Origin of the sequence: Kineosporia corallincola (genome assembly GCF_018499875.1) — a bacterium.
GTDB lineage: Bacteria > Actinomycetota > Actinomycetes > Actinomycetales > Kineosporiaceae > Kineosporia > Kineosporia corallincola.
The window spans coordinates 1-26,361 of the sequence record NZ_JAHBAY010000011.1; the positions used below are offsets into that span (position 1 = coordinate 1).

Annotated in this window: 25 protein-coding genes; 17 read left to right on the forward strand and 8 right to left on the reverse strand. The window is 70.1% G+C overall.

Features of this window, described 5'->3' with window-relative positions:
• The first annotated feature begins 59 nt into the window (after positions 1-59).
• The 13 genes from KIH74_RS37965 to KIH74_RS24260 all read left to right on the forward strand — a co-directional run bounded on the left by KIH74_RS37965 (position 60) and on the right by KIH74_RS24260 (position 11,223).
• Positions 60-452 (forward strand): class I SAM-dependent methyltransferase, encoded by a 393-nt coding sequence (locus KIH74_RS37965; RefSeq protein WP_214158437.1) that lies wholly within the window; start codon positions 60-62, stop codon positions 450-452.
• A gap of 328 nt (positions 453-780) precedes the next feature.
• Positions 781-1,467 (forward strand): L-threonylcarbamoyladenylate synthase, encoded by a 687-nt coding sequence (locus KIH74_RS24205; protein ID WP_214158438.1) that lies wholly within the window; start codon positions 781-783, stop codon positions 1,465-1,467.
• Positions 1,464-2,810, forward strand: a complete 1,347-nt coding sequence (locus KIH74_RS24210; RefSeq protein ID WP_214158439.1) for a glycosyltransferase family 4 protein — start codon at positions 1,464-1,466, stop codon at positions 2,808-2,810. Before KIH74_RS24205 ends, KIH74_RS24210 begins: the two co-directional genes overlap by 4 nt.
• Before the next feature lie 2 nt (positions 2,811-2,812).
• Positions 2,813-3,244: a hypothetical protein gene (locus tag KIH74_RS24215; protein ID WP_214158440.1), complete on the forward strand. Its 432-nt coding sequence runs from the start codon at positions 2,813-2,815 to the stop codon at positions 3,242-3,244.
• Between the two features lie 316 nt (positions 3,245-3,560).
• Positions 3,561-4,343, forward strand: a complete 783-nt coding sequence (atpB, locus tag KIH74_RS24220; RefSeq protein WP_214158743.1) for a F0F1 ATP synthase subunit A — start codon at positions 3,561-3,563, stop codon at positions 4,341-4,343.
• Positions 4,344-4,427: 84 nt separating this feature from the next.
• Complete coding sequence (gene atpE / locus KIH74_RS24225) at positions 4,428-4,637, forward strand: ATP synthase F0 subunit C (RefSeq protein WP_214158441.1); 210 nt, start codon at positions 4,428-4,430, stop codon at positions 4,635-4,637.
• A 38-nt stretch (positions 4,638-4,675) separates the two neighbouring features.
• Positions 4,676-5,269 carry a F0F1 ATP synthase subunit B gene (locus tag KIH74_RS24230; protein ID WP_214158442.1) on the forward strand — a complete coding sequence of 198 codons (594 nt, stop codon included), beginning with the start codon at positions 4,676-4,678 and terminating at the stop codon, positions 5,267-5,269.
• Complete coding sequence (locus KIH74_RS24235) at positions 5,269-6,102, forward strand: F0F1 ATP synthase subunit delta (protein WP_214158443.1); 834 nt, start codon at positions 5,269-5,271, stop codon at positions 6,100-6,102. The genes KIH74_RS24230 and KIH74_RS24235 overlap by 1 nt, the downstream gene beginning before the upstream one ends.
• Positions 6,103-6,274: 172 nt before the next feature.
• On the forward strand, positions 6,275-7,909 hold the full coding sequence (gene atpA, locus KIH74_RS24240) for a F0F1 ATP synthase subunit alpha (RefSeq protein WP_214158444.1): 1,635 nt from the start codon (positions 6,275-6,277) through the stop codon (positions 7,907-7,909).
• Between the two features lie 35 nt (positions 7,910-7,944).
• Positions 7,945-8,838: a F0F1 ATP synthase subunit gamma gene (locus tag KIH74_RS24245; RefSeq protein ID WP_214158445.1), complete on the forward strand. Its 894-nt coding sequence runs from the start codon at positions 7,945-7,947 to the stop codon at positions 8,836-8,838.
• A 54-nt stretch (positions 8,839-8,892) separates the two neighbouring features.
• Positions 8,893-10,356 carry a F0F1 ATP synthase subunit beta gene (gene atpD / locus KIH74_RS24250; protein ID WP_214158446.1) on the forward strand — a complete coding sequence of 488 codons (1,464 nt, stop codon included), beginning with the start codon at positions 8,893-8,895 and terminating at the stop codon, positions 10,354-10,356.
• Positions 10,357-10,476: 120 nt separating this feature from the next.
• Entirely contained in the window at positions 10,477-10,752 is a 276-nt protein-coding gene (locus tag KIH74_RS24255) for a F0F1 ATP synthase subunit epsilon (RefSeq protein WP_214158447.1), read from the forward strand.
• A gap of 18 nt (positions 10,753-10,770) precedes the next feature.
• The gene (locus KIH74_RS24260; protein ID WP_214158448.1) at positions 10,771-11,223 is read left to right on the forward strand and encodes a DUF2550 domain-containing protein; all 453 of its coding nucleotides are present in this window, start codon (positions 10,771-10,773) and stop codon (positions 11,221-11,223) included.
• A 360-nt stretch (positions 11,224-11,583) separates the two neighbouring features.
• Here the strand turns inward: KIH74_RS24260 and KIH74_RS24265 are convergent, their stop codons facing one another.
• The 3 genes from KIH74_RS24265 to KIH74_RS24275 are packed head-to-tail and all read right to left on the reverse strand — an operon-like array spanning position 11,584 to position 14,470.
• Positions 11,584-12,459 carry a DUF4097 family beta strand repeat-containing protein gene (locus KIH74_RS24265; protein ID WP_214158449.1) on the reverse strand — a complete coding sequence of 292 codons (876 nt, stop codon included), beginning with the start codon at positions 12,457-12,459 and terminating at the stop codon, positions 11,584-11,586.
• Positions 12,459-13,109 carry a response regulator gene (locus tag KIH74_RS24270; RefSeq protein WP_214158744.1) on the reverse strand — a complete coding sequence of 217 codons (651 nt, stop codon included), beginning with the start codon at positions 13,107-13,109 and terminating at the stop codon, positions 12,459-12,461. The genes KIH74_RS24265 and KIH74_RS24270 overlap by 1 nt, the downstream gene beginning before the upstream one ends.
• 2 nt (positions 13,110-13,111) lie before the next feature.
• Positions 13,112-14,470 carry a sensor histidine kinase gene (locus tag KIH74_RS24275; protein ID WP_214158450.1) on the reverse strand — a complete coding sequence of 453 codons (1,359 nt, stop codon included), beginning with the start codon at positions 14,468-14,470 and terminating at the stop codon, positions 13,112-13,114.
• Between the two features lie 134 nt (positions 14,471-14,604).
• On the opposite strand from KIH74_RS24275, the gene KIH74_RS24280 reads away from it, so the two are divergent.
• The gene (locus KIH74_RS24280) at positions 14,605-16,800 is read left to right on the forward strand and encodes an MMPL family transporter (RefSeq protein ID WP_214158451.1); all 2,196 of its coding nucleotides are present in this window, start codon (positions 14,605-14,607) and stop codon (positions 16,798-16,800) included.
• 44 nt (positions 16,801-16,844) lie between these two features.
• Here KIH74_RS24280 and KIH74_RS24285 read toward each other — a convergent pair whose 3' ends face one another.
• Positions 16,845-17,426, reverse strand: a complete 582-nt coding sequence (locus KIH74_RS24285; protein ID WP_214158452.1) for a cob(I)yrinic acid a,c-diamide adenosyltransferase — start codon at positions 17,424-17,426, stop codon at positions 16,845-16,847.
• A gap of 170 nt (positions 17,427-17,596) precedes the next feature.
• Here KIH74_RS24285 and murA point away from each other — a divergent pair, with 170 nt between their 5' ends.
• Entirely contained in the window at positions 17,597-18,886 is a 1,290-nt protein-coding gene (gene murA, locus KIH74_RS24290; protein ID WP_308113989.1) for a UDP-N-acetylglucosamine 1-carboxyvinyltransferase, read from the forward strand.
• 45 nt (positions 18,887-18,931) lie between these two features.
• Here the strand turns inward: murA and KIH74_RS24295 are convergent, their stop codons facing one another.
• Entirely contained in the window at positions 18,932-19,279 is a 348-nt protein-coding gene (locus KIH74_RS24295) for a hypothetical protein (RefSeq protein ID WP_246573022.1), read from the reverse strand.
• Between the two features lie 160 nt (positions 19,280-19,439).
• On the opposite strand from KIH74_RS24295, the gene KIH74_RS24300 reads away from it, so the two are divergent.
• Positions 19,440-19,763, forward strand: a complete 324-nt coding sequence (locus KIH74_RS24300; protein WP_214158454.1) for an STAS domain-containing protein — start codon at positions 19,440-19,442, stop codon at positions 19,761-19,763.
• A 122-nt stretch (positions 19,764-19,885) separates the two neighbouring features.
• A complete protein-coding gene (locus tag KIH74_RS24305) occupies positions 19,886-21,778 on the forward strand; it encodes a Na+/H+ antiporter (protein WP_214158455.1) in 1,893 nt (630 codons plus the stop codon).
• 77 nt (positions 21,779-21,855) lie between these two features.
• On the opposite strand, the gene KIH74_RS24310 is transcribed toward KIH74_RS24305, so the two are convergent.
• The 3 genes from KIH74_RS24310 to KIH74_RS24320 all read right to left on the reverse strand — a co-directional run bounded on the left by KIH74_RS24310 (position 21,856) and on the right by KIH74_RS24320 (position 26,304).
• A complete protein-coding gene (locus KIH74_RS24310) occupies positions 21,856-23,139 on the reverse strand; it encodes a DUF1501 domain-containing protein (protein ID WP_246573023.1) in 1,284 nt (427 codons plus the stop codon).
• Between the two features lie 20 nt (positions 23,140-23,159).
• On the reverse strand, positions 23,160-24,986 hold the full coding sequence (locus KIH74_RS24315) for a DUF1800 domain-containing protein (RefSeq protein ID WP_214158456.1): 1,827 nt from the start codon (positions 24,984-24,986) through the stop codon (positions 23,160-23,162).
• 376 nt (positions 24,987-25,362) lie between these two features.
• The gene (locus tag KIH74_RS24320) at positions 25,363-26,304 is read right to left on the reverse strand and encodes an FAD-dependent oxidoreductase (RefSeq protein ID WP_214158457.1); all 942 of its coding nucleotides are present in this window, start codon (positions 26,302-26,304) and stop codon (positions 25,363-25,365) included.
• Positions 26,305-26,361: the final 57 nt, after the last annotated feature.

Sequence of the window (26,361 nt, forward strand, 5' to 3'; positions counted from 1 at the left end):
GGGGGGGGGGGGGGGGGGGGGGGGGGGCCCGGGGGGGGGGGGGGGGGGCCCGCCGCAACGTGGAGGCGCTGGGCTCGCGGGTCGAGCTGCGCCCCGGCGACGCCGTGCGTTCCGACGAGCACCTGCTGGCCGATCTGGTGGGCGCCGTGGACGTGCTGGTGGCCAACCCGCCCTACATCCCCCCGGACGCCGAGCCGACCGAGCCCGAGGTGCGCGACCACGACCCGGCGCTCGCATTGTACGGGGGAGGGGACGACGGCCTGGCCGTGCCGCGCGGCGTGGTGCGGGCCGCGGCCCGGCTGTTGCGCCCGGGTGGGCTGCTCGTGATGGAGCACGCCGACGTGCAGGGAGCCGGTGGCCGCGCGCTGACCGCCACGCCGGACTGGGTGGACGTGAGCACCCAGCGCGACCTGACCGGACGCGACCGGGCCCTGGTGGCGCGGCGCGCCTGACACCGGCGTTCCGGAAAAGGCCCGCTCCCTCATTTCGTGATGGATCGTGAGGGTCAGCGGATCCGGTCGAAATCCCCGGCCTACGGGCTCCGGCACATTCGCGAGACCGGCCGATTTCCCGTTCCGGGTATTTCCCGCGGGCCCGGCGGGAATTCGCGGAAACATCGATCTGGCGGGCGGCGGGGGAGCGGGCGGGGGTGCACTGGAATGCTCCGGCCTGATGCCATAGAGCGCCCAGCCGGACGCCGGGTGTCACGAATCGGGCCAATCGGTCGGCCGGGCCGCCGGTGATGCACGTGGCGGGCCCAGGTAGTGCCACACTCGGGGGGTGAGTGTGCGTTTCGACTGCGCCCTGGAGGTCCAGCGTTCGCGCGGGATCACCAAAGCCGCCGACGTCGTCGCGGAGGGTGATCTCGTGGTCCTGCCGACCGACACCGTCTACGGCATCGGCTGCGATGCCTTCGACGCCGAGGCCGTCTCGGCCCTGCTGGCGGCCAAGGGCAGAGGCCGGGCCATGCCGCCCCCGGTGCTGGTGCCGCACGTGCGCACCCTCGACGGCATCGCCGCGGGCATCACCCCCGACATCCGCGCTCTGGCCGAGGCGTTCTGGCCGGGCGCACTGACCATCATCACCCGCTCCCAGCCCACGCTGCGCTGGGACCTGGGCGAGACCAACGGCACCGTGGCACTGCGCATGCCGTTGCACCCGGTGGCCCTGGAACTGCTGGAACGCACCGGCCCGATGGCTGTCTCCAGCGCCAACCTCACCGGCCACGACGCCGCCCTCACCTGCAAGCAGGCACAGGACATGCTCGGCGACTCGGTGGCCGTGTACCTCGACGGCGGGCCGGCCGATCTCGGCGTGGCCTCCACCATCATCGACTGCACCGCCACCCCGCCCCGGGTGGTCCGGCAGGGTGCGGTCGCGCTCGACGACCTTCGCTCGGTGGTGCCGGGCGTCCTCGGGCTCGGCGAGACCGCGCCCTCCGACACGGATGCGGAGTCTCACGGGTGAGGGGTTACCTCTTTGTCCTCCTGGTCGCGGCCACGGTCACCTACCTGACCACCCCGGCCGTGCGGCGGCTCGCCCGCCGGGTCGGCGGCGTCACGCCGTTGCGCGAACGTGACGTGCACACCGTGCCGATCCCGCGGCTCGGCGGTGCCGCCATCTACTTCGGCATCGCGATGGCCATGCTGATGGCCTCGCAGATCCGGTTCTTCGAGGGCGTCTTCACCGGGCGCACCGCCTACGTGGTGCTGCTGTCGGCCGGCGCGGTCTGCCTGCTCGGCGTGCTCGACGACCTGTGGGAGCTCGACGCCGTCACCAAGGCGGCCGGCCAGGCGCTCGCCGCCGGCATCATGGCCTGGCAGGGCATCCAGCTGGTCTCGCTGCCGATCTTCGGCACGTTCATCCCGTCCCGGATGATGCTGATCTTCCTCACCGTGCTGGCCATCATGGTCACGATCAACGCGGTGAACTTCGTCGACGGGCTGGACGGCCTGGCCGCCGGGATCACCGCGATCTCCGGCGCCGCGTTCTTCGTCTACTCCTACCTGCTGGCGCGCGACTCCTCGCCGAGCGACTACGCCTCGCTGGCGTCGGTGATCACCGCCGCCCTGGTCGGTGCCTGCGTGGGCTTCCTGCCGCACAACTTCAACCCGGCCCGGATCTTCATGGGCGACAGCGGCTCGATGCTGCTCGGCCTGCTGATGGCCACCTCCACGGTGGCGATCACCGGCACGGTCGAGCCGGCCACGCTGGAACAGGCCGCCATCGTGCCCGCCTTCCTGCCCCTGGTGCTGCCGCTCGCCGTTCTGGCGCTACCGCTCATCGATCTGCTGCTGGCCATCCTGCGCCGCACCCGGGCCGGCAAAATGCCCTGGCAGCCAGACAAACTCCACCTGCACCACCGGATGCTCAGCCTCGGCCACAGCCACGCCGGTGCCGTGCTGATCCTCTACTTCTGGACGGCGACGGTCGGTTTCGGCGTGGCGCTGTACTCGCTGCTGTCGCCCGCCCGGGCCACTCTGATCGGTGGTGCGGCGGTGCTCTGCGCGCTGATCCTCACCGTGGGCCCGCGCCGCTGGCGGCAGATGGCGGCCACCGCGGTGCCCGGCGGCCCGCGCATCACCACTCCCGGTAGCGGTCCGCGCACGGCCACCGTGGTGGTCCCGGCCGAGCCGGACCTGCCCCGCGCGGCGGCCGACCCCGACCTGGCCACGGAACCCGGCGGCACGACGAAACCCTCGGCACGGCAGATTCGTTCACCCAAGGCGGCCGACGGCCGCGCCGGAGACGACCTCTCGGACACGCACCGTAGCGGCGCCGGCGTGAACTCCGGAATGAACGGATCGTGAACATGTCTGACCCTCATCGGGTCTCGCGCGCACCGGAACCGGTCAGCGCTTTGTGGCTTGCGGCACTTCTGCCGGCTCTTGTGCTGGGCGGCCTGACAAGTGGGGGCGCTTTCCTGGTAGGTCGCGACGAAGGTCTGTCCGCGCTGGTGGGTGTCGGCCTGGCGGTCACCGCGCTGTGCCTCACCACGGTTCTGCACTGGCAGATCCGGATGACCGACCCGTTCATGGGCATGGCGCTGGCCCTCACCACGTACGGCCTGGTCATCGCGCTGATGTGGGCCGCCTACCTGTCACTCGGCGAATCCGACTGGCTGGTCGGGCCCGCCACCGCGTTCGGTCTTCTGGCCGGCACGCTGGGCTGGGCCGGAGGTCATATGCGCGGAGCGCTCAAGCTGCGTCAGCCGGTGTACGACGACAGGGATACGCCTCGTTGATCCGTTCGGGTGTCTTGTAGATCACCGCGCTCCGGGGGGCAAGAGGCGTATGAAGGGGGGTGGGCGCAGAACCGCCCTACATGACTGATAGTGTCAAGGCAGATGGATGACGAGTCGACCCTGCTGAGGGCACCCGCCATAACTGCGGTGTGCCTGTCAATAGGTCCCGCCGGCTACGAGCTGTAACGCCCGAGCCCGTCCTCCCCCTGAACCTGAACTAGTACCACCCCGATCTGTGACCCTGCCGCTGTGAGCCCTCGCCGGCTGAATGGCTGCACCCCGCAACGAAGCATTGAGTCTTGGAGGAGCGACCGTGATGCACCTGGCCGCCGGTGGCAGCGAAGGCTACGTGGCTCCGGACACCTATGAGTTCTGGCAGCCGCTGATCGGGGACGGTGCCTTCGCGCTCACCCGCTCGATGGTCGTCTTCGCCGTCGTATCCATCCTGATCTCGGTCGTGCTGCTGCGCATCACGTCGAACCTCAAGGTCGTGCCGGGCAAGGCGCAGTTCCTGGTCGAGGGCACCTACGGGATGGTCCGCAACGGCCTGGCCCGCGACATCATCGGCGCGGACAAGTTCCGGCCGTTCCTGCCGCTGCTGTTCGCGCTGTTCACCGTCGTCCTGGTGAACAACCTGATGGGTGTCTTCCCGTTCATCACCTTCCCGACGTTCAGCCGGATCGGCTACGCGATCGTGCTGACCGCCATCGTCTACTTCACCTACCACGGTGTGTGGATCAAGAAGATGGGCGTCGTCGGCTGGCTGAAGAGCTTCGTGCCGCACGGCCTGCCCACCTGGATCGTGCCGTTCATGTTCGTCCTGGAATTCATGACGTACGTGATCACCCGGCCGCTGACCCTGGCCCTGCGACTCTTCGGCAACATGTTCGCCGGCCACTTCATGCTGCTGATCTTCACCTTCGGTGGTGAATACCTCCTCTTCCACGGCTCCGGAATCCTGCCCGTCACCGGTGCCCTGGCCTATCTCTTCACCCTCGTCATGTACGGCTTCGAGGTTGTCGTCCAGTTCCTCCAGGCGTACGTCTTCGTGCTCCTGACCTGCGTGTACATCGCCGGTGCCGTCGCCGACGAGCACTGATCTTCCGCCGGTGCCCGTCGTCGACGCGCACTGACAACTGTCTGAGCCTCCCTCAGGCACAACCCCGAAAGGCAGGAAACTGCAATGACCGGCAACATCGCCTTCCTCGGCTACGGCATCGCTGCTATCGGTCCGGGTATCGGTATCGGCCTGATCTTCGCCGCGTACATCAACGGTGTGGCCCGCCAGCCGGAGTCCCGCAGCGTTCTCCAGACCATCGCCTTCACCGGCTTCGCCCTCACCGAGGCGCTGGCCATCCTGGGTCTGGTCTTCGCCTTCCTCTTCAAGTCCTGACCTCTCCCACCACGGCCTGACCGGGAAGGAGGGTGACCATGAACGCGCTACTGCTCATTGCGGCTGAGACCGAAGAGACGCACGACCAGGCGACCGGCTGGGGCACCAAGCTGCCGCTGATTCCGCACCCGTCGGAAGTCGTTGTCAGTCTCGTCTTCTTCGCCATCGTCTTCTGGGTGATGAAGAAGTACGTCGTGCCGCGTCTCGAGGCGGTCTACGCCGAGCGCACCGCCGAGATCGAGGGCGGGATCGAGAAGGCGGCCAAGGCTCAGGCCGAGGCTGCCGCGGCCCTGGACGAGTACCAGGCCCAGCTGGCCGAGGCCCGTACCGAGGCCGGCCGGATCCGCGAGGAGGCGCGCACCCAGGGTGCGCAGATCATCGCGGAGATGCGGGAGCAGGCCCAGGCCGAAGCGGCCCGGATCGTCGCCTCCGCCCAGCAGCAGGTCGCTGCCGAGCGCCAGCAGGCGGTCGTGCAGCTGCGCTCCGACGTCGGTGCCCTGGCCACTGATCTGGCCTCGCGCATCGTCGGCGAGTCCCTCGAGGACTCGGCCCGTCAGTCGCGGGTGATCGACCGCTTCCTGGACGAGCTGGAGCAGGCCGACACCGCCCCCACCGCGGGCCGGGTCTCCTGATGGCGGCGCAGGTGCGGATGCAGGGGCCGAGCCGGGCGGCACTCGCCGCCGGGCAGGACCGGCTGGAGCTGCTTCTGGGCTCCGCCGGTACCGACGCGGCCCGGTTCGCGGAGGACCTGTTCGGGGTGACCGACCTGGTCGCCTCCAACGCCGCCCTGCGCCGGGCCCTGACCGAGTCGTCCCGGCCGGCCGAGGCCCGCGCCGGGCTGGTGGCCCAGCTGCTGGAGGGCAAGGTCTCCGGCCCGGCCCTGGACCTGGTCTCCGGACTGGTCCGCACGCAGTGGTCGGACTCCTCGGACCTGACCGAGGCGCTGGAGAACCTGGCGGTCTCCGCCGAGCTGTTCAGCGCCGAGCGCGCCGGGCGGCTCGACCGGGTGGAGGACGAGCTGTTCCGGTTCTCCCGCACGGTCGCCGGTGACGTCACGCTGCGGGACGCCTTCGCGGTCCGCACGCCGGGCGCCGAGCGCAAGCGGCAGCTGGTGGCCCAGCTGCTGCGCGGCAAGGTGGCCCCGGAGACGCTGCGGCTCGCCGTCCAGGCGGCGACCGCGCCGCGTGGCCGCCGGGTGGAGCAGGTGCTGGAGAAGTTCCTCGACGCCGCCGCTGCCCGACGCCGCCAGCTGGTGGCCGAGGTGATCGCGGCGACGCCGCTCACCGAGACCCAGCGCACCCGGCTCAGCAGCACGCTGCGCCGGCTCTACGGGCGCGACATCCGGGTGAACCTGGACATCGACCCCGAGGTGCTCGGCGGGCTGCGGATCACCGTCGCCGGTGAACTGATCGACAGCACGGTTCTGAGCAGGCTGAACACGGCCAAGCGCACCATCGCAGGCTGACCGCGGCCGGCCGCACGACCTCCGGCTGTGCGGCCGCCGCGGCGCGCGATGATGGACGCGGATGAAGCATTGGTAAGTAGCGAGACCTAGCACCATCGCAACACCTGGCAACACTGATGACGACCCACGGCCCGGCTCACGCCGGACAACGACGAGAGAGCAGGGGATCCAGATGGCGGAGCTGACGATCCGTCCGGACGAGATCCGGGACGCGCTGGACGCCTTCGTAAAGTCTTACGACCCGAGCACGGCCACCCGGGAAGAAGTTGGCATCATCTCCGAGGCTGCCGACGGCATCGCCCGGGTCGAGGGCCTGCCCAGCGTGATGGCCAACGAGCTGCTTCAGTTCGAGGACGGCACGCTCGGCCTGGCGCAGAACCTGGACGTGAACGAGATCGGCGTCGTCGTTCTCGGTGAGTTCAGCGGCCTGGAAGAGGGCCAGGAGGTCAAGCGGACCGGCGAGGTGCTCTCCGTGCCCGTCGGCGACGCCTTCCTCGGCCGCGTGGTGGACCCGCTGGGTGCGCCGATCGACGGTCTCGGCGAGATCGAGGCCGAGGGCCGCCGCGCCCTGGAGCTCCAGGCTCCGGGCGTGATGCAGCGTAAGTCGGTGCACGAGCCGATGCAGACCGGGATCAAGGCGATCGACTCGCTGACCCCGATCGGCCGCGGTCAGCGCCAGCTGATCATCGGCGACCGCAAGACCGGCAAGACGACGATCGCGATCGACACGATCATCAACCAGAAGCGCAACTGGGAGTCCGGCGACCCGGACAAGCAGGTTCGCTGCATCTACGTCGCGATCGGCCAGAAGGGCTCGACCATCGCGTCGATCCGGGGCTCGCTCGAAGAGGCCGGCGCCCTGGAGTACACGACCATCGTCGCCGCCCCGGCGTCCGACCCGGCCGGCTTCAAGTACCTGGCCCCGTACACCGGCTCGGCCATCGGCCAGCACTGGATGTACGCCGGCAAGCACGTGCTGATCGTGTTCGACGACCTGTCCAAGCAGGCCGAGGCCTACCGCGCCGTGTCGCTGCTGCTGCGCCGCCCGCCGGGCCGTGAGGCCTACCCGGGTGACGTCTTCTACCTGCACTCCCGTCTGCTGGAGCGCTGCGCGAAGCTGTCCGACGAGCTGGGCCACGGCTCGATGACCGGTCTGCCGATCGTCGAGACCAAGGCCAACGACGTGTCGGCCTACATCCCGACCAACGTCATCTCGATCACCGACGGTCAGCTGTTCCTCCAGTCCGACCTGTTCAACGCCAACCAGCGTCCGGCCGTCGACGTCGGTATCTCCGTCTCCCGCGTCGGTGGCTCGGCCATGACGAAGGCGATGAAGAAGGTCACCGGTTCGCTGAAGGTCGAGCTGGCGCAGTACCGCGCGCTCGAGGCCTTCGCGCTGTTCGCCTCCGACCTGGACGCCGCCTCCAAGCAGCAGCTGGCCCGCGGTCAGCGTCTGATGGAGCTGTTCAAGCAGCCGCAGTACTCGCCGTACGCGACCGAGGAGCAGGTCGTCTCGATCTGGCTCGGCACGACCGGCGCGCTGGACGCGGTCGAGGTCGGCGACGTGCGCCGCTTCGAGCAGGAGTTCCTCGACCACCTGCGCCGTAACACCGACGTGCTGACCACGATCGGCGAGACGCTTCAGTTCAACGACGACACGAGCTCGACCCTGGAGAAGGAGGTCGAGTCCTTCAAGCAGTTCTTCCAGGCCGGCTCCGACGAGGGCATCGTGGCGGGCTCCGAGGAGTACGAGGCGACTGACGCCGAGGACATCTCGCAGGAGCAGATCGTCCGGCAGCAGCGCTGACGCACCCGGCGCGGATCTAAGGAGAGCTAAGCGATATGGCAGGCCAGCAGAGGGTCTACCGGGCCCGTATCCGGTCTACCGCTTCCCTGGAGAAGATCTTCCGGGCGATGGAACTCATCGCCTCGTCCCGGATCTCCAAGGCGCGGCAGGCCGTGGCTTCGTCGACGCCGTACGCCCGGGCGATCAGTCGTGCGGTCTCCGCGGTCGCGACCTACTCCGACGTGGACCACGTCCTCACCACGGAGAAGGAAAGCGTCCGCCGGGCAGCGGTTCTGGTCGTCACGGCCGACCGCGGCATGGCCGGTGCCTACTCCTCGAACGCGATCCGCGCCAGCGAGCAGCTGCGCGAGCGCCTGGAGGGGGAGGGCAAGCAGGTCGCCACCTACGTCACCGGACGTAAGGGCGTCGGCTTCCTCCGCTTCCGCAAGCGCGACATCGCCGGGGAGTGGACCGGGTTCTCGGACGCCCCGAAGTATGAGGACGCCAAGACCATCGGTGACACCCTGGTCGAGGCGTTCCTCCGGGACCACGAGGACGGCGGGGTGGACGAGATCCACATCGTCTACACGCGTTTCGTCAGCATGGTGACGCAGCAGCCGGAGATTGTCCGGTTGCTGCCGCTGGAGGTCGTCGAGGGCACCGAGCCCCCCGCCCCGGACGAGTTGCTGCCGCTCTACGCGTTCGAGCCGAACCCGGCGGAGGTGCTCGACGCGCTTCTGCCCAAGTACGTGAACAGCCGGATCTTCAACGCGCTGCTCCAGGCGTCGGCCAGCGAGCTGGCCTCCCGCCAGCGTGCGATGAAGTCCGCCTCGGACAACGCCAAGGAACTGATCCGGACCTACACGCGACTGGCCAACCAGGCGCGCCAGGCCGAGATCACCCAGGAGATCAGCGAGATCGTCGGCGGCGCCGACGCGCTTGCCAGCTGATCCAGCAGCTGATCTCCAGCCCGAGCCACGAGACATGACAGAGAGAAGAGCGAAATGACCGCCACCGTCACCGAAACGGGTGCGACCAGCGGCCAGGCCGGCGTCGGCCGGGTGGCCCGGGTCATCGGCCCCGTCGTCGACATCGAGTTCCCGCAGGGCCAGCTGCCCGGTATGTACAACGCTCTGTACATCGACTACCCGCTGAACGGGGAGGACATCCGGCTCTGGCTGGAGGTCGCCCAGTTCATCGGCGACAACCTGGTCCGGGCCATCGCCCTGAAGCCGACCGACGGTCTGGTGCGCGGCATGTCGGTCTCCGACAGCGGCAACCCGATCAGCGTCCCGGTCGGTGACGTCACCAAGGGTCGCGTGTTCAACGCGATCGGCGACGTGCTCAACCTCGAAGAGGGCGAGCGCTTCGAGGTGACCGAGCGCTGGCCGATCCACCGCAAGGCCCCGTCCTTCGACCAGCTCGAGTCGAAGACCGAGATGTTCCAGACCGGCATCAAGGTCATCGACCTGCTCACCCCGTACGTGCAGGGTGGAAAGATCGGCCTGTTCGGTGGTGCCGGTGTCGGCAAGACCGTGCTGATCCAGGAGATGATCGCCCGGGTCGCCCGCGACCACGGTGGTGTCTCCGTGTTCGCCGGTGTCGGCGAGCGCACCCGTGAGGGCAACGACCTCATCGTCGAGATGGAAGAGGCCGGCGTTCTCCCGAACACCGCGCTGGTCTTCGGTCAGATGGACGAGCCGCCGGGCACGCGTCTGCGCGTGGCCCTCTCGGCCCTCACGATGGCGGAGTACTTCCGCGACGTGCAGAGCCAGGACGTGCTGCTGTTCATCGACAACATCTTCCGGTTCACCCAGGCCGGTTCCGAGGTCTCCACGCTGCTCGGCCGGATGCCGTCCGCCGTGGGTTACCAGCCCAACCTGGCCGACGAGATGGGCCTCCTCCAGGAGCGCATCACCTCGACGCGGGGTCACTCGATCACCTCGATGCAGGCGATCTACGTGCCGGCCGACGACTACACCGACCCGGCCCCGGCCACCACGTTCGCGCACCTGGACGCGACCACCGAGCTCTCCCGCGAGATCGCGTCGATGGGTATCTACCCGGCCGTGGACCCGCTGACCTCGACGTCGCGCATCCTGGACCCGCGGTACATCGGTGACGCCCACTACAACACCGCGGTGCGCGTGAAGCAGATCCTCCAGCGCAACAAGGAGCTTCAGGACATCATCGCGATCCTGGGTATCGACGAGCTGTCCGAGGAGGACAAGATCGTCGTCAACCGGGCCCGCCGGATCCAGCGGTTCCTGTCGCAGAACACCTACGTGGCCAAGCAGTTCACCGGCATCGAGGGTTCCACGGTCCCGATCGACGAGACCGTGGACGCCTTCACCCGGATCTGCGACGGCGAGTTCGACCACGTCGCCGAGCAGGCCTTCTTCATGTGCGGTGGCCTCGACGACGTCGAGCGCAAGTGGGCCGAGATCCAGAAGAACACCGGCGCCTGATCCAGTGCCGTGCCGGGGCCCGGTGCTTTCGCACCGGGCCCCGCATCTCGCTCGAAGTACCGATAAGGTTTCAACTAAGTCCCCGACGGCGGGCGAGTTGAGGAACACGGAGGAACCGGCGTGACACTCCAGGTAGAACTGGTGAGTGCCGAGGCGAAGGTCTGGACGGGCTCGGCCCGCATGGTCATCGCCCGCACGAGCGAGGGCGAGATCGGTGTGCTCACCGGTCACGAGCCGACGCTCGCGCTGCTCGCCCCGGGCAAGGTCACGATCCGCGGCGAAGCCGGCGAGACAGTGGTCGCCGAGGTCGAAGACGGTGGGTTCCTCTCCATCGACCACGACCGGGTGACCGTGGTCGCCGACACCGCGGCTCTCGTCTCCGACTCGGCCCGCTGAGCCCGGGCCCGGCCGTAGTTGGGAGAACTGGTAGCCCCGCTCGAGATTCTCGGCGCGCTCCTTGTCCTCTTCGGCCTGGTCCTCGCTCTGTTCATTCTGCGTCGTTACCTGCTTGCGCGTAACGGCGCCACGTTCGACTGCTCGCTGAAACGCGAGCACCCGCGCCGCGCGAGCGCCTGGATCCTGGGCGTCGCGCGGTACAGCGAGCACCGGCTCGAATGGTTCAGGATCTTCACGATCAGTCCTCGGCCCAGCCGGGTGCTGGACCGCTCCCAGCTCGATCTGGTCGAGTGGAAGCCGCCGAACGAAGACGAGATCCACGCGATTCTGCCCGGCGCCGTCATCGTGCGATGCAGTTATGGCAAAGAGAATCCGGTGATCCTCGAGATGGCCATGACCAAGTCGGACTACACCGGATTCGCCACCTGGCTGGAAGCGGCACCGCCCGGCATGCAGCCGTTCAGCGCCTGAGTTCCACTCCGGTTGTTCGTGCTTCGACCTGCTCGTGCCAAACCGTTCGTGCGGCAGCCTGGCCGTCCACGCGCTCGACCCACCTGATCCGGCGTGGACGACCGGGCCCGCCATCTTCTCTGAGGACCTGGTCGGAACGACCGCCTCACACCGGCTGAACCGGCGTGTTCCCTCTCGGCGGCCGGATGCTCCCAGTTGTCGGCTGCGCCTCCTCGGCTCCAGGGGCTTCGCCCCTCCTCGCCTTAGTGATACCCCGCCCGCAGTGGATGAAACCCCCTTCTTCCAGCGATTTGGGTGCTTTCGCGGTCAAGCGTCCGGCCGATCCCGAAAAAACCGGTAAACCTCCAGGTGGAAGGGTTCTCAGCGGAACTTCACGGTCACGTCCCCGGAACCGGTGTCCGCACCCAGCCGGTGGGTGCTGCTGCCGGTCGGCACCTCGATCCGCCGGTCGCCGGTGCGGCTGGCGCCGGTCACGTCGTAGTGGGTGCCGTCTTCGGGCACGAACAGCCGCACGTCGCCGGTGTCCGCCCGGGTGTCCACCGCGACGGGGGCCACGGTGAACCAGGCGGTGACGTCTCCGGTGCCGGTGCGCGCGGACACCCCGGTGGTGGCGGCGGTGAACTCGGCGTCGATGTCGCCGGTGCCGGTGCGCAGCTCGGCGCCGCCCGATTCCAGCCGGCCGGCCCGGATGTCGCCGCTGCCGGTGGTGACCTTCAGGGTGGGGCCGGTGAAGCCGGTGACCCGCACGTCGCCCGCGCCGGTGCGCAGCGTGGCCGGCCCGGCCAGGCCGCTGAGGGTCTGGTCGCCGGAGCCGGTGCGCAGGTCCACCGTGAGGTCGCCGGCCTGGTCGGCGGGCACCAGCACGTCGAAGGCGACAGAGCAGCTGTCGATCGGCCAGCCGCCCTCGCACCGCCCGGTGAGGCCGAGGTTTCCGTCGTCCATCGTTCTGGTCCAGCCCGCCTCGCGCACGGCGGCCCGGGAGTGCACGCGCACGGTGACCGGGCCGCCCGCCGGGCCGGTGCGCACGGTCACGTCGCCGGCCGAGACGTCCACCGTCAGCGAGCTCACCGGGTCGGACACCACCAGTGTCTCGTCGGTCACCCGGGTGGCGAACTGGGTGACGACGGTGGCGACACCGAGCCCGACCAGGCTCAGGCCGAGCACCGCGGTGGTGGCGCGCACCGGCGTCAGCCACCGGCTGGCCGGACGCGCGGGCGGGGGCATGGTCACGGTCATCAGCCCTCCTGGCCGAGCCAGCGGAGGACGGCCAGGACCCTGCGGTGGTCCTGCGCGTCCGGGGGGAGGTCGAGCTTTCCGAAGATGCTGGAGACGTGCTTCTCCACAGCGCCCTCACCGATCACCAGGGCCGCGGAGATGGCGGTGTTGGAGCGGCCCTCGGCCATCAGCCCGAGCACCTCGCGCTCCCGCGGGGTCAGCCGGGCCAGCGGGTCCTTGCGGGTGGCGCGGGAGAACAGCTGCGCCACCACCTCCGGGTCGAGCGCGGTGCCTCCCCCGGTGACCCGGCGCAGCGTCTCGACGAAGTCGCGCACGTCGGCCACCCGATCCTTGAGCAGGTAGCCGATGCCCCGCGAGCGGGCGGCGAAGAGCTCGGTGGCGTAGTTCTCCTCGACGTACTGGCTGAGCACCACCACCGCGATGTCCGGGTACTGGTGCCGCACCACCAGGGCCGCGCGCACCCCCTCGTCGGTGAAGGTCGGCGGCATCCGCACGTCGACGATCACCAGGTCGGGACGATGCGCCTCCACGGCCTTGAGGAACGACTCGGCGTCGGGGCAGGCCTCCGCCACCTCGAAGCCGGTCTCGCCGAGCAGGCGCAGCAGGCCCTCCCGCAGCAGTACCGAGTCCTCGGCGAGGACGACACGAATGTTCACGAGGAGCTCCCGGTTTCGGTGACGCTGGGGTGGAACGGCAGATGGATGGTCAGGACGGTCGGGCCGCCCGCCGGTGAGGACAGGTGTACCGCGCCGTCGATGGCGGCCACCCGGTCGGCCAGCCCGCGCAGCCCGGTGCCGCCACCGCCGCGGCCACCCGTCCCGGGCTGGGCGCCGCCCACCCCGTCGTCCTCGATCTCGATCCGCAGCCACTCACCGGCCGCGCTCACCAGCACCCGGGCCTGCTGGGCGTGGGCGTGCTTGGCCACGTTGGTCAGGCCCTCGCTCACGCAGAAGTAGGCGATCGCCTCGACCGTGGGATCCGGCCGCCGGGGCAGGTCCGTGCGCACCGTCACCGGCACCGGCGAGCTGCCGGCCAGGGCGGAGAGCGCGGCGTCGAGTCCTCGGTCGGTCAGGATCGGTGGGTGGATGCCGCGGGCCACCTGCCGCATCTCGACCACCGCCTCCTTGGCCGCGCTGTGCGCCTTGTCCATCAGGTCGCGGGCACCGTCCGGGTCGCGGTCCAGCCGGTCGCGGGCCAGGCCCAGGTCCATCGCGATGGCCACCAGCCGCTGCTGCGGGCCGTCGTGCAGATCCCGCTCGATCCGCTGCCGTTCGGCCTCCACCGAGTCGACCGTGGCGGCCCGGGTGCGGGTCAGCGTCTGCACCCGCAGGTTCAGCTGCTGCAACCGCTCGGCGCTGGCGTTGCGGGTCAGCAGCAGCCGGGCCAGCATCAGGTCGAGCGTGATCAGGCCGGTGGCGATCAGCGGGGTGATCACCATGCCGGTCACCCCGACCGTGAACACCAGCAGCAGCCACCACGGACCCGACGTGGTTCCGCCCCAGGGCCAGTACATTTCGTGCGACGGCAGCCACCAGACATAGAGCGGCGCGAACACCAGCGCGAGCGTGACCGAGGCGAGCGTCAGCGCCAGCGTGCCGGAGACCAGGCCCCACACCGACTGCACGGCCACCCAGGCCATCGACCGCCACGGCCGCACGTCGAGAAGCCAGCGGCGCAGCCCATGACGGCCGGTCCGGCCGGGCGCGGCGGCCATCCACTCCAGCCGGGCCCCGGTCATCGCCTCCAGTCGCAGCAGGTCGAGGCGGGCCAGCCCGATCGCGCCGAGCAACACCGCGGCCAGCACCGGCAGGCCGATGCCGAACACCGGCACCAGAACCACCGCGACCAGCAGGAACACGGTGAGCAGGAGGTAGGGGAGCGCGACCACGATGTCGAGCACCAGGTGGCAGACCGCGGGCCAGCCGCGCAGCCACCAGGTGAGCGCCTCGTTGATCCCAGGAGCCGCGGGCCCGTTCGGGAACGGCGTCGTGCGCCGGAGGTTCTCGATCACCACCACACCGTAGGGCCGGCTGTGCCCCGCCGGGGATCATGGAGCCACCCGTACCGGGGTGGGGATAACCCCACCCTCGTTTGAGGGGGGCACCCCAGTGATCGAACGGCGCTGCGGCGCCAGCCTGGTGCACCATGACGACAACGACTGACTCGGAACGTCAACGTCTGGCGCCGCCCCCTCCACCCGCGGTGCCGCAGCGTTCCCTCGCCGGATGGTGCGCCCGGCACCGCTGGACCACCCTGCTCGCCGCGCTGATCGTGGTCGCTGCCGCAGTTGTGCTGCTCGGGGGCGGGCTGCGCACGACGACCGGTGCCGACCAGCTGGTGGGCGACTCGAAGGAGGCCTCGAAGCTGCTGGAGGGAGCGGACTTCGGGGATCGCCCGGCGGAACACCTGCTGGTCAGTGTGCGGAGGGGAACGCTGACCGGCGAGCAGGTGGCCACGCTCGGCACACAGATCCGGGACGCCTACACCGGGGTCGAGGGGGTGGGTTCCGTGGGGGAGCCGATCCTCTCGGCGGACGGGCGCACGATGCTGGTGTCGATGGAGCTGACCGCGGCCAAGGACGACGACACCGCGATCGAGGACACCGCCCGGCGGATGATGCCCGTCACCGACGGCCTGGTGGCCGCGCACCCCGACCTGGAGGTCGGGCAGACCGGTGAGGGATCACTGAACGCGGGGGTCGGTGAGCAGATCGAGAGCGACCTGCGCAAGGCCGAGATCTTCTCGCTGCCGGTCACTCTGGTGATCCTGCTGCTGGCGTTCGGCTCGGTGGTGGCGGCGTTCGTGCCGGTGCTGCTCGGGATCGCGGCGGTGGGGACCGCGCTCGGGGTGACGGCGCTGATCTCGCAGCACTACGCGGTGGACCAGAACACCCAGAGCCTGGTGCTGCTCATCGGCCTGGCGGTCGGGGTGGACTACGCGCTGTTCGTGATCCGCCGGGCCCGGCAGGAGCGGGCGCACGGCCTGGCGGTGCGCGACACGATCCGGGTGGCGGGGGCCACGGCCGGGCGGGCCGTGATCATCTCCGGCATCACCGTGGTGGTCTCGATGACCGGCATGCTGATCGCCGGTGGGCTGTACACGTCGCTGGCGATCGGCGCGGTGATCGTGGTCGCCGTCGCGGTGGCGGCCTCGGCCACCGTACTGCCGGCAGTGCAGTCCCTGCTGGGTGACGGGATCGACCGGCTGAGGCTGCCTTTCATCGGCCGGCGGGTGGGGCGCGAGGCCTCGGTCGACGGACCGTGGGGGCGCCTGGCCGGAGCGGTCGTGCGTCGTCCCCTGATCTGGACCCTGGCCGCCACGGCCCTGCTGGTCGCCCTGGCGGTGCCGGCCGCGGGCATGCGCACCGCGCTGTTCGGCGTGGAGTCGCTGCCGCAAGACCTGCCGCAGGTCAAGGCCACGATGGCGATGACCGGGGCGTTCCCGCAGGAGGGCTCGAACATCGAGCTGGTGGTCGGTGCCCCGGCCGGCTCGGCCGCGCAGGTGCGCACCGCCCTGGAGCAGGCCTGGCCGGTGGCGCGCGGAACCGGTGTGGTGGTCGGCGACGAGGCCTCGATCCGGGTCTCGAAAGACGGTGCGGTGAACGTGATGTCGCTGGCGATCCCGTACGAGAGCTCGGACGGCCGGGCGGGGGACGCGGTCGAGAAGGTGCGTGACCAGGTGGTTCCGGCGGTCCGGGGCTCGCTGGACGGGGTGCCCGGGGCGGCCGTGCACCTGGGCGGCGTGGCCGAGGGCACGGAGCTCTCGTCCTGGATGGACGGCCGGCTGCTGCCGGTGGTGGCCTTCGTGCTGGTGCTGACCTTCGTGGTGATGGCGCTCTCGTTCGGGTCGCTGTGGCTGGCCCTGGCCACGGTGCTGCTCAACCTGCTGTCGGTCGGCGCCGGTTACGGTGTGATGACCTCGATCTTCCAGAACACCTGGGCCGAGGGGCTTCTCGACTTCACCTCGGTCGGCGCCATCGCCTCCTGGCTGCCGCTGCTGATGTTCGTGATCCTGTTCGGCCTCTCGATGGACTACCACGTGTTCGTGGTCTCCCGGGTGCGGGAGGCCTGGCGCGACGGGCACTCCCCGAAGGACGCCGTGCGGCTCGGCGTGGCCCGCAGCGCCGGCACGGTGACCAGCGCGGCCGCCGTGATGGTGGCGGTGTTCGCGATCTTCGCCACGATGTCGGTGCTGGAGATGAAGCAGCTCGGCGTGGGCCTGGCCACCGCGGTGTTCATCGACGCGACCGTGGTGCGAGGGGTGCTGCTGCCCGCCGTGCTCGCGGTGCTGGGCGAGAAGGCCCACCGCAGGCCGCGTTGGCTACCGGCCCTGCACGACTGAACCGGCCCGGCTCGCAGCCCTTTCCCGGAACCACCGGGAAAGGGCTAGTCCCGTTCCCCGCCCGGCACCCACAGCACGTCGCCGCCGGCGTCCAGGTTGGCCACCCGGCACAGGATGAACAGCAGGTCGCTCAGCCGGTTCAGGTACTTCGCGGTGAGCGGGTTGACGCCCTCGCCGTGAACCTCGATCGCCGCCCACACCGAGCGCTCGGCGCGCCGGGTGACCGTACGGGCCACGTGCAGGTAGGCCGAGGCCGGGGTGCCGCCGGGCAGGATGAACGAGCGCAGCGCGGGCAGGTTCTCGTTGAACTCGTCGCACGCGGCCTCCAGCCGGTCGACGTAGTCGGCGGTGACCCGCAGCGGCTCGTGCTTCGGCGGCGTCGCGGTCACCGGCACACACAGGTCGGACCCCACGTCGAACAGGTCGTTCTGGATCCGGCGCAGCAGCCGCGCGATCGGCGGCGCCGGGGTGCCGGCCGCCAGCACCACACCGATCGCGCTGTTCGCCTCGTCGCAGTCGGCGTAGGCGATCAGCCGCGGGTCGTTCTTCGAGGTCCGGCTGAAGTCGCCGAGCGCGGTCGTGCCGTCGTCGCCGGTCCGGGTGTAGATCCGGGTCAGGTTCACCATCGGGCCAGACTACGAGGGCACGCCAAGCTGTAACGGACCGTGCACTCACAGCGATGTAGCGCGACGAATCCGCCGACCGGTGCGTACGCAGCATGCTCGATGACGCACTGGCGGTGACCCCTGCCCGGAAGTGGACCCCCGGCCAGGAAACGGCAATACGATGCCGTTCCGTGGAAGCCTTCCGGATCGTGGGTGGAACGCCGCTGAACGGCGGCGTTCGGGTAGCAGGCGCGAAGAACAGCGTGCTCAAGCTGATGTCCGCCGCGTTGCTGACCGAGGGCACGACGACGCTGTCGGACGTGCCCGACATCCTCGACGTGCGGATCATGGTCAAGCTGCTGACCAGACTCGGCTGTGACGTGGACTACGTGGACGGCAGCGGCATGCTGTCGATCACCACGCCGGCCGTGCCCGGGCACAAGGCCGACTACGACCTGGTGCGGGCCATGCGGGCGTCGATCAGCGTGCTCGGACCGCTGCTGGCCCGGTGCGGCGCGGCCCAGGTGGCGCTGCCCGGTGGCGACGCGATCGGCTCGCGCGGCCTGGACATGCACGTGTCCGGGCTGGAGACGCTCGGGGCCCGGATCGCGGTGGAGCACGGCTACCTGGTGGCGCAGGCTCCCTCCGGCCTGCGCGGCGCGGAGATCCGGCTCGACTTCCCGAGCGTGGGGGCCACCGAGAATCTGCTGATGGCAGCCGTTCTCGCAGACGGCCGCACGGTGCTCGACAACGTGGCGCGCGAGCCCGAGGTCGTGGACCTGTGCCGGATGCTGCGGCGGATGGGCGCCAAGATCGACGGCGTGGCCAGCTCCACGCTGGAGATCATCGGCACCGACAGCCTGAACCCGGTGGAACACCGCGTGGTGCCCGACCGGATCGTCGCCGGCACCTGGGCCTTCGCCGCCGCCATCACCGGTGGCGACGTGATCGTGCACAACGGTGAGCCGGGGCACCTCGAGCTGGTCATCGACAAGCTGGTGGACGCCGGTGCCGAGGTGATCACGCTGGCCGACGGTTTCCGGGTGAAGGGGCCCGAGCGGCCCAGGGCCGTCGACGTGGCCACGCTGCCCTACCCGGGTTTCCCGACCGACCTCCAGCCGTTCATGGTCACCCTCTGCGCGCTCTCCGACGGCGCCGCGATGATCACCGAGAACCTGTTCGAGGCCCGGTTCCGGTTCGTGCAGGAGATCGCCCGGCTCGGCGCCCACGTGCGCATGGACGGGCACCACGCCTTCGTGCGTGGGGTGCCGAAGCTGTCGGGGGCGCCGGTCGAGGCCAGTGACATCCGGGCCGGGGCCGCCCTGGTGCTGGCCGGGCTGGTGGCCGACGGCGAGACGATCGTCTACGAGGCCGGGCACGTGGACCGCGGTTACGCCCGGTTCGATCACGCGCTGCGCACACTGGGCGCGGACGTGCACCGGTTCACGGTCAGCGAGACCCCGGGCGCGGCCGCCGGTTGACCAGAAATGGTGGACGGCGAACGGCTTTCGTCGTCCACCATTTTTCTACAGATTCGCCGAGGGCGGCGGCGGGGGCGCCGCGAGCACCGTGCGGGCCATCTTCGCGTCGTTCTCGAACACCATCAGCCGGGGGCCGTCGGTGGTCTGCACCAGCTTGGCGCGGATCTGCGAGGCGTCCAGCCGCAGTCGCAACTGCTCGCCCTCGATCATGGTGGGCGGGCTGGCGACCGGCACCAGCAGCCCGTACTCGTTCTCGCCGCCCTGCCTCGGCCGGCGCTGCACCAGCGACTTGCCGGAACTGAAGGTCCAGCGCAGGAACAGCAGCATCACGCCGAAGCCGAGCAGCAGCACGACGACCGACAGAAGGTAGGAGGTGCCGTCGCCGTACAACATGCGTCTATTTTCCCTGTCCGGGGCGGCAACTTTCCAGCACCTCCTCCGGATGCGCGGAAGGCGGCGGGTCGGTACTGACCTGTTCCGGAATTCGTGTCACAGTTGGTGCACGCTGTGTGCAGGTGGTGTGCAACTGGCGTGACCGGAGGGGGTGGGTGACATGGCGAGGGTGACGGTCGAGGTGGTGACCCCGGGGGCGCTTCTGCGTCTGGCCGGGCGCCTCGACACGCGATCGGCCCCGACCACGAGACCGACGCTGCACCAGGCGGTCGACGAGGGTGCGGGTGAACTCGTGATCGAGATGAACAAGCTGGAGATCTGGGACGGCGCCGGTCTCGGCGTCATCGTCGGCACCGGCCGGCGGGCCCGGCAGACCGGTCGCCAGCTCGTGCTCACCGGGGTGCAGGCCCGTGAACTGCGCCTCCTGCGCGTGGCCCGGGTCACCTGGACGTCGTCGGTCCGGCCGGCCGCAATGGTCTGCTGACGGCCGCATTTCATCGTATTCACCATAAATGCATGGACGACGGTGAGCCCGGACCGGGCCCGCCGTCGTCCATGATTTCGTTCCAGAACGCGATTTGTACAGCTGCGTGAGATGATCCCGCGGTGCACCTGGCGATCGAACTCGTCATCATCCTGGTGATCGCCGCCGGTACGGCCGGTCTCGCCAGCCGCTTCTCACTCTCCGCACCACTGCTGCTCACCGCCTTCGGGCTGGTGCTGTCGTTCGTACCCGGCATGCCCACCCTCCCGCTGGAACCCGACGTCGTGCTCGAGGGCCTGCTGCCCCCGCTGCTCTACGCCACCGCCGTGCGCACCCCCTGGGTCGATCTGCGCCGTCAGCGTCGCTCGATCGGCCTGCTCTCGGTCGGTCTGGTGCTGGTCACCGCGTTCGCCGTGGCCGTCGTCGTCCGGCTGGTGCTGCCCGAGGTGCCGTTCGCGATCGCGCTCGCCCTCGGTGCCGTGGTGGCCCCGCCCGACGCGGTGGCTGCCAGCGCCGTGGCCCGCGCGGTGCGGATGCCCCGGCAGGTGGTCACCCTGCTGGAGGGCGAGAGCCTGCTGAACGACGCGACCGCCCTGGTCACCCTGCGCACCGCGATCGCCGCGATATCCGGCTCGGTGGGCGTGCTCTCGACTGGGCTGGACTTCGTCTGGGCGGTCGCCGGCGGTGTGCTGGTCGGTGGGGTGCTGGCGCAGGTGGTGTCGTTCCTGCGGAACAAGGTCGAGGACCCGGTACTGGACACGTCGGTCTCGCTGCTGGTCCCGTTCATCGCCTACCTGCTGGCCGAGGAGGCGCAGGGCTCCGGCGTGATCGCCGTGGTGGTCGCCGGGCTGATCCTCGGCCACCGCTCCACCGAGATCCAGTCGGCGATGTCCCGGGTGACCGAGCGGGTGATCTGGCGCACCGTTCAGTTCCTGCTGGAGAGCGCGGTCTTCCTGCTGATCGGCCTCCAGCTGCAAGACCTGGTCACCGACGCGATCGAGGACGAGTCCACTCCGAACACCGACGTGCTGGTGCTGTCCGGCGCGGTGCTGGTGACCGTGATCATGGTGCGGGCGCTGTGGGTGTTCCCCTCCGCCTACCTGCCCCGGCTGCTGTTCCCCCCGGTGCGCCGGAACGAGCCGCGGCAGCCGGCCGCGGGCGTCGCGCTGGTCGGCTGGGCCGGCATGCGCGGCGTGGTCACCCTGGCCGCCGCCCTCACCATCCCGGAAGAGGTGCCCGGCCGTCCGGCCCTGGTGGTGGCCGCGTTCTCGGTGGTCGCCGGCACCCTGCTGATCCAGGGCACCACACTGCCCTACCTGGTGCGGCGGCTGCGGGTGGCCGGACCCGACCCGGCGCAGGACGCCTTGCAGGAAGCCCTGCTTCAGCAGCAGGCCGCCCAGGCCGGGCTGGACCGGCTGACCGCGGAGAAACGGGACTGCGACGCCCCCGACGTGGTGGCCTCGCTGGAGTCGTGGGGCGAGCGGGTGGCCAACGCCGCCTGGGAACGCCTGGGATCCACCGACGCCGAGCGGGAGACCCCGGCCGCCGCGTTCCACCGGATGCGGGTGGCGATGCTGGAGGCCGAGCGGTCGGTGGTGGCCGGTGTGCGCAACGACGGCTCGGTGCCGCACGACCTGGTGGAACGCGTGCTGGAACGGATCGACCAGGAAGAGGCCATGCTGGACGGCTTCTCGACCGGGACCGGCCCGTCGGCGGCGGAGCGTTCGGCGATGCTGACCTCACCCCGGCCCGGGGCCTGCGAGCACCTGAAGGAACGCCCTCTCACCATCGCCCCGGCCTCCCGCCCCGACACCTGCCCGGAGTGCCAGAAGCTGGGCGAGAACACCTGGGTGCACCTGCGGATGTGCCTGGACTGCGGCCACGTCGGCTGCTGCGACTCGTCGCCGCGCCGGCACGCCGACGCGCACTGGCGCGAGACCGGGCACCCGGTCATGCGCAGCATCGAGCTGGGCGAGTCCTGGCGCTGGTGCTTCGAGGATGCCGAACTGGGCTGACTCTTCACGCACCGGCCGACGGGGACGGCGCCGGGCCCCTCACAGCCCGGCACCACCCCTTCCCCGACCCGTGGTCACTACGCCAAGCCAACCGTCTTGGGTTTGTAACCAGGGAAGATGTCGGTCGTGGAGTCCACGCCGACACGCTTTTTCAGCACCTCGGACACGATCGAGCGGTAGTCGGTGGTGCTCGCCAGGTCGCCGTCTACCAGGTTGCCGGCGGCCAGGCCCGGCCATTTGCCGTGCACACCCTTGTTCAGGCCGCCGCCCAGGGCGAGCACCACGTTGCCGTGCCCGTGGTCGAGACCACCAGAGCCGTTCTCCGCCACCCGCCGGCCGAACTCGCTGAGGGTGAGCAGCGTGGTGCGGTTCAGGGCCTCGGTACCGAGCTCGGCGGCGAAGGCGGCCAGCGCCTTGCTCATCTCTTCGAGCTGCCGGTACATCCACGCACCGGAGGTGGCCTTGCCCAGGTTCACGTGCATGTCCCAGTTGCCGTAGTCGACCGTGGCGACCCGCAGGCCCAGGTCGGCCTTGATCAGCCGGGCGACGTCGTGAAGGGCGTTGCCCAGAGCGGTTTCGGGGTAGCCGAGCTCCTTGACCGACTTGCTGGTGGCCTTGTTCAGCGTGCTCATCTTGCCGACGGCACCCAGCGCGTTGGTCATCGGGGCGGAGAGCTCCGGCGCCGCGCCGGTGTGCAGGGTCTTCATCGCCGAGCGCCAGCGCGCCAGCGGCACCAGGTCCTCGCCCACCGAGAGCTTCACCCCGGCAATGGAGTTCATCGCGAACTTGGCATTCGGCCCGATCATCGAGTCGGGCATCGACCCTGACCCGACCTGCGAGCCGGCGAAGCCGCCCGGGTCGCCGAGACTGCCCAGCGTGCGGTCGATCCAGCCGGTGCGCAGGTTGGAATCCGGTGCCGCGCGCTCCATCTCGGCCATTGCCTCGAAGTGTGAGCGGGTCGGGTCGGCCTGGCCGACCGCGTGCACGGCGGCCATGGTGCCGTTCTGGAACAGCTTGAGCAGCGGCTGCATGGCCGGGTTCAGCCCGAACATCGAGTCGATCTTGAGCGACTGCGAGGCGGTGACCTGAATGCCGGGGCGGGCCTTGGCGTAGTTCGCGTCGCCCACCGGCACCACCGCCGACAGGCCGTCGAAACCGCCCCGCAGCGAGAGCACCACCAGGGTGCCCGTGCCGGCCGGGGCGCCGAAGGCCAGCGTGGCACCCGACACGGTGGAGGCCGTGGTCAGCCCGCCCACCGCGGCCATCCGGAACAGGGTGCGGCGGGACACGCCGGCCGACCGGTTCTCCGGGCAGCCGCAGTCGAGCATCTGCTCCGGGGTCTGCGGGATCATCGTCGTCATCAGTTGGGGGACCGTTCTGCTCAGACGGAGAGGTGGGCCGGGGCGGAGAGGAACAGCGAGACGGTCAGCGCGATCGTCTCTTTCTGGTCCCAGGAGCCCGCGCTGAACGAGGTGCCCAGCTTGGTGCCGGTCAGCAGGGTGTTCGCGGCCGAGCGCTCGCGGGCGGTGGGCGTGCGGCCGAAGACCTTTTTGCCGGCCGCGGTGATCACCGCCGCCCGGGTGGTGGGCTTGGTGCTCAGCAGCTTCTCCGGACCGGGCAGGGTCATCTTGTTCGGCCACCAGCCGTGCACCATGGCGGTGGTGGTGTTGAACACCTGGAGCGCGCTCGCCGGCGACTGCCACGACTCGGCCACGTCGGGGAAGCCGTTGGGCATGCTCCAGCCGAGCGGGGCATGACCCGCCTCCTTGGACAGGTAGTACACGTCCATCAGAGCTTTCGAGCTGGAGCCGTTCTTCACCCCGATCACCCGGGCGCTGGCGACCAGTTGCTCCATCGGGCGGCGGATCTTCTCGCCGCTGGAGGCCGCGAACTCCGCCGAGCCGAACAGCGCGCGCAGCACCGGCACGATCGCCGTGTCATTCTGCGTGTACACCTGGGCCAGCTTGGTCACCAGCGACTGCGGCGGGCTGTCGGAGACGAAGTGGGTGGCCAGCTTGGTCGCGATGTTCTTCGCCGTCTTCGGGTGATTGGCCAGGTGCCGCAGGTATTTTCGCTGCGTCACCGGGCCCTTCGAGGCGTCGCTGTTGGCGCTGCTGAAGCCGAAGGCCTTGATCTGGCCGGTGTAGTGCCGGTTCGGGTCGTAGGTGAGTTTGCCCTCCCAGAACGTCCAGCCGGTGAGCAGCAGGGCCGAGCGCTGGATGTCTTTCTCGGTGTAGCCGCCGTTCACGCCGACCGTGTGCAGCTCCAGCACCTCACGGGCGTAGTTCTCGTTGGGCGAGGCCTTGGAGGAGTTCGTGCCGTCCAGAAAGGTGAGCATGGACGGGTGAAAGGCGCTGGCCAGCAACATGTCTTCGAACGAGCCGAGGGCGTGCTTGCGGATCACGTCGATCTGGAAGCGGTGCCGGGTGTCCCAGACCTCGCTGCTCGGGCAGGCGATGTTGAGGTGGTTGGCCCAGAAGTCGACCATCACCTCGAACAGCTCGCGGCTGGAGAACAGGGCCCGGCCCAGGTGGTGCCCGCAGACGTCTTGCATCACGTCCCAGGCACCGATCTTCATGCCCTTACGCGCCTGGGCGATGCTCCACCGCAGGTCGGGGAACTGGGCGTCGACGGCCTGACCGCCGGGGTCGCTGATCGAGGCCGGCTTGAGCTGACGCTCCAGCCAGGCCGAGGCGCCGAGCTTGCCGATGAGCTGCGCGCTGGCGGCGGTGCGCCCGTAACTGGCCCGGCCGAGCAGCAGGTCGGGGTCGACCGTGATCTTCTTCGCGGCCTTGGTGGTGGTGCCGGCCGCGGCGGCCTTGGTGGCGGCGGCCCCGCTCGGGGTGGCCGCGGTGCCCGCACCGGCCGAGGACGCCGTGGAGCCGGCGGAGGCACTGGTCGCCGCGCCGGTGGAGCCCGCCGCCGTGGAGGTCTGGCCGGACAGGGCGGTGGAGGCCGAGGCCGCCGCCTCGCCGCTGCCGCCGCGCAGCAGCAGGTAGCCGGTGCCCCCGGCCGCTGCCACGGCGGTGGCGCCGCTGACCATCATGCTGCGCCGGGACAACCCGGCGCCGGCCAGTTCCCGGCTCTGTCGCCGGCTGCGGAATGCCGGTGCTGGTGATTTCTGGAGCGGCTCGGCGGACCCGTTTCCGGTCGCGCTGTCACCGCCCGGCCCGGTGTGGTTTCCACCTGCCGGAAAGCCCTCTGCCATCCGTGCATTCCTCCTGCGACCGCGCCCCCGAGGCGAGGCATAGTGGTGAAGTCGCAGGGAACCTACAAGTTTTCTGTGGAAGCGGGCAACCATTGCACGGTTTGCTGCCCGCGCATCGTTTGTGCGGGCGAAACATGCTGGTAGCGAGCATGTTGGGGGCAGGGTAAAAGGAGCGTCAAGAGGCTCTCAACGGACCTTGCTAAGCTTTAGTCAACCCTTCGGGAGGCTTAAGTCGAGTTAATATACGGAGGTATTTCCCCCTGGCTTTAAGTGCAGTGAGCGGAGGGGAAAATTAATGACACCGCCGCTCTTCGCCGTTCATGATCATGGCCCAGAGTATGTGCCGACTACTTTGTGCAGCAGCGATGGCGGGCGTTCACGCCAGGGCGGTGACCTCGGCCAGCACCTCGTCCGCGCACCCCCACGACAGGGTGACGCCGCTGCCGCCGTGCCCGTAGCAGTGCACCGTCGTGCCCTCGGCGGTGTGCACGGTCTCCAGCCGCACCGCGGGCCGGGCGGGGCGCAGGCCGACCCGGTGGGAGAGCACGGTGGCCCGTTCCAGAGCCGGCACCAGCCGCCGCGCCCGGTCGAGAATGGCTGCGGCCAGGGCCTTGTCGGGCGTGGTGTCGTAGTCGCCGGGCTGCGCGGTGCCGCCCACCACGATGTGCCGGGTCTGCGGCAGCACATAGGTCAGGGTGGCCGGATCGGCGTCGTCGGCCCACCACTCGGTGATGCCCGGGTCGGACATCCGCAGCACCTGACCACGCACCGGGTACACCGTGGGGTCGGCGGCCAGGGCCCGGCTGGCCAGGCCGGTGCAGTTGACCACCAGGCCGCGGGCGGGCAGCGCGGTCAGCGGCATCCGGGTCAGGGTTCCGCCCGCCGCCTCCAGCCGCCGCGTCAGGTAGGGCAGGTACACGGTCATGTCGACGATCGGGACGGTGAGGTGCCAGCCCTCGCGGTGGGACGGGTGCGGATGGGCCACGTGCGTCAGCCCGACGCCGGCCAGCCCGTCGGCGAAGGTCGGGCGCCCGGTCCGGCCGACCAGGTAGCCGGGGCGCTGCACCACGCCGGTGTGGCGCACGTCGTTGGCCTCGGACAGCTCGGCGAACGCCGCGTGGGTCTGCCGGGACCAGCGGGCGACCAGGTCGGCGGGCTCGGCGAGGAACGGCTGCCACAGCCCACCGGCCACGGCGGACGTGGTCTCCAGCGGCAGCTCGCGCGCCATCACGTCGACCGGGTGTCCCGCCTCGGCCAGCCGCACGGCACAGCTCAGACCGATGACGCCCGCGCCGACAACCGTGATCCGTGCAGCCATACGAGGGATGGTGCCCCGGATAGGTGTCAGCCTGCTACTCGTCGTCCATCATTCGGG

What these genes read in the sequence shown, in the direction of transcription:
- KIH74_RS24215 (WP_214158440.1), top strand. Translation starts at nt 2,813, where the DNA reads ATGTCTGACCCTCATCGGGTCTCGCGCGCACCGGAACCGGTCAGCGCT.
- atpB (WP_214158743.1), top strand. Translation starts at nt 3,561, where the DNA reads ATGCACCTGGCCGCCGGTGGCAGCGAAGGCTACGTGGCTCCGGACACC.
- atpE (WP_214158441.1), top strand. Translation starts at nt 4,428, where the DNA reads ATGACCGGCAACATCGCCTTCCTCGGCTACGGCATCGCTGCTATCGGT.
- KIH74_RS24230 (WP_214158442.1), top strand. Translation starts at nt 4,676, where the DNA reads ATGAACGCGCTACTGCTCATTGCGGCTGAGACCGAAGAGACGCACGAC.
- KIH74_RS24235 (WP_214158443.1), top strand. Translation starts at nt 5,269, where the DNA reads ATGGCGGCGCAGGTGCGGATGCAGGGGCCGAGCCGGGCGGCACTCGCC.
- atpA (WP_214158444.1), top strand. Translation starts at nt 6,275, where the DNA reads ATGGCGGAGCTGACGATCCGTCCGGACGAGATCCGGGACGCGCTGGAC.
- KIH74_RS24245 (WP_214158445.1), top strand. Translation starts at nt 7,945, where the DNA reads ATGGCAGGCCAGCAGAGGGTCTACCGGGCCCGTATCCGGTCTACCGCT.
- atpD (WP_214158446.1), top strand. Translation starts at nt 8,893, where the DNA reads ATGACCGCCACCGTCACCGAAACGGGTGCGACCAGCGGCCAGGCCGGC.
- KIH74_RS24265 (WP_214158449.1), bottom strand. Translation starts at nt 12,459, where the DNA reads ATGACCGTGACCATGCCCCCGCCCGCGCGTCCGGCCAGCCGGTGGCTG.
- KIH74_RS24280 (WP_214158451.1), top strand. Translation starts at nt 14,605, where the DNA reads ATGACGACAACGACTGACTCGGAACGTCAACGTCTGGCGCCGCCCCCT.
- KIH74_RS24285 (WP_214158452.1), bottom strand. Translation starts at nt 17,426, where the DNA reads ATGGTGAACCTGACCCGGATCTACACCCGGACCGGCGACGACGGCACG.
- KIH74_RS24295 (WP_246573022.1), bottom strand. Translation starts at nt 19,279, where the DNA reads ATGTTGTACGGCGACGGCACCTCCTACCTTCTGTCGGTCGTCGTGCTG.
- KIH74_RS24300 (WP_214158454.1), top strand. Translation starts at nt 19,440, where the DNA reads ATGGCGAGGGTGACGGTCGAGGTGGTGACCCCGGGGGCGCTTCTGCGT.
- KIH74_RS24310 (WP_246573023.1), bottom strand. Translation starts at nt 23,139, where the DNA reads ATGACGACGATGATCCCGCAGACCCCGGAGCAGATGCTCGACTGCGGC.
- KIH74_RS24315 (WP_214158456.1), bottom strand. Translation starts at nt 24,986, where the DNA reads ATGGCAGAGGGCTTTCCGGCAGGTGGAAACCACACCGGGCCGGGCGGT.
- KIH74_RS24320 (WP_214158457.1), bottom strand. Translation starts at nt 26,304, where the DNA reads ATGGCTGCACGGATCACGGTTGTCGGCGCGGGCGTCATCGGTCTGAGC.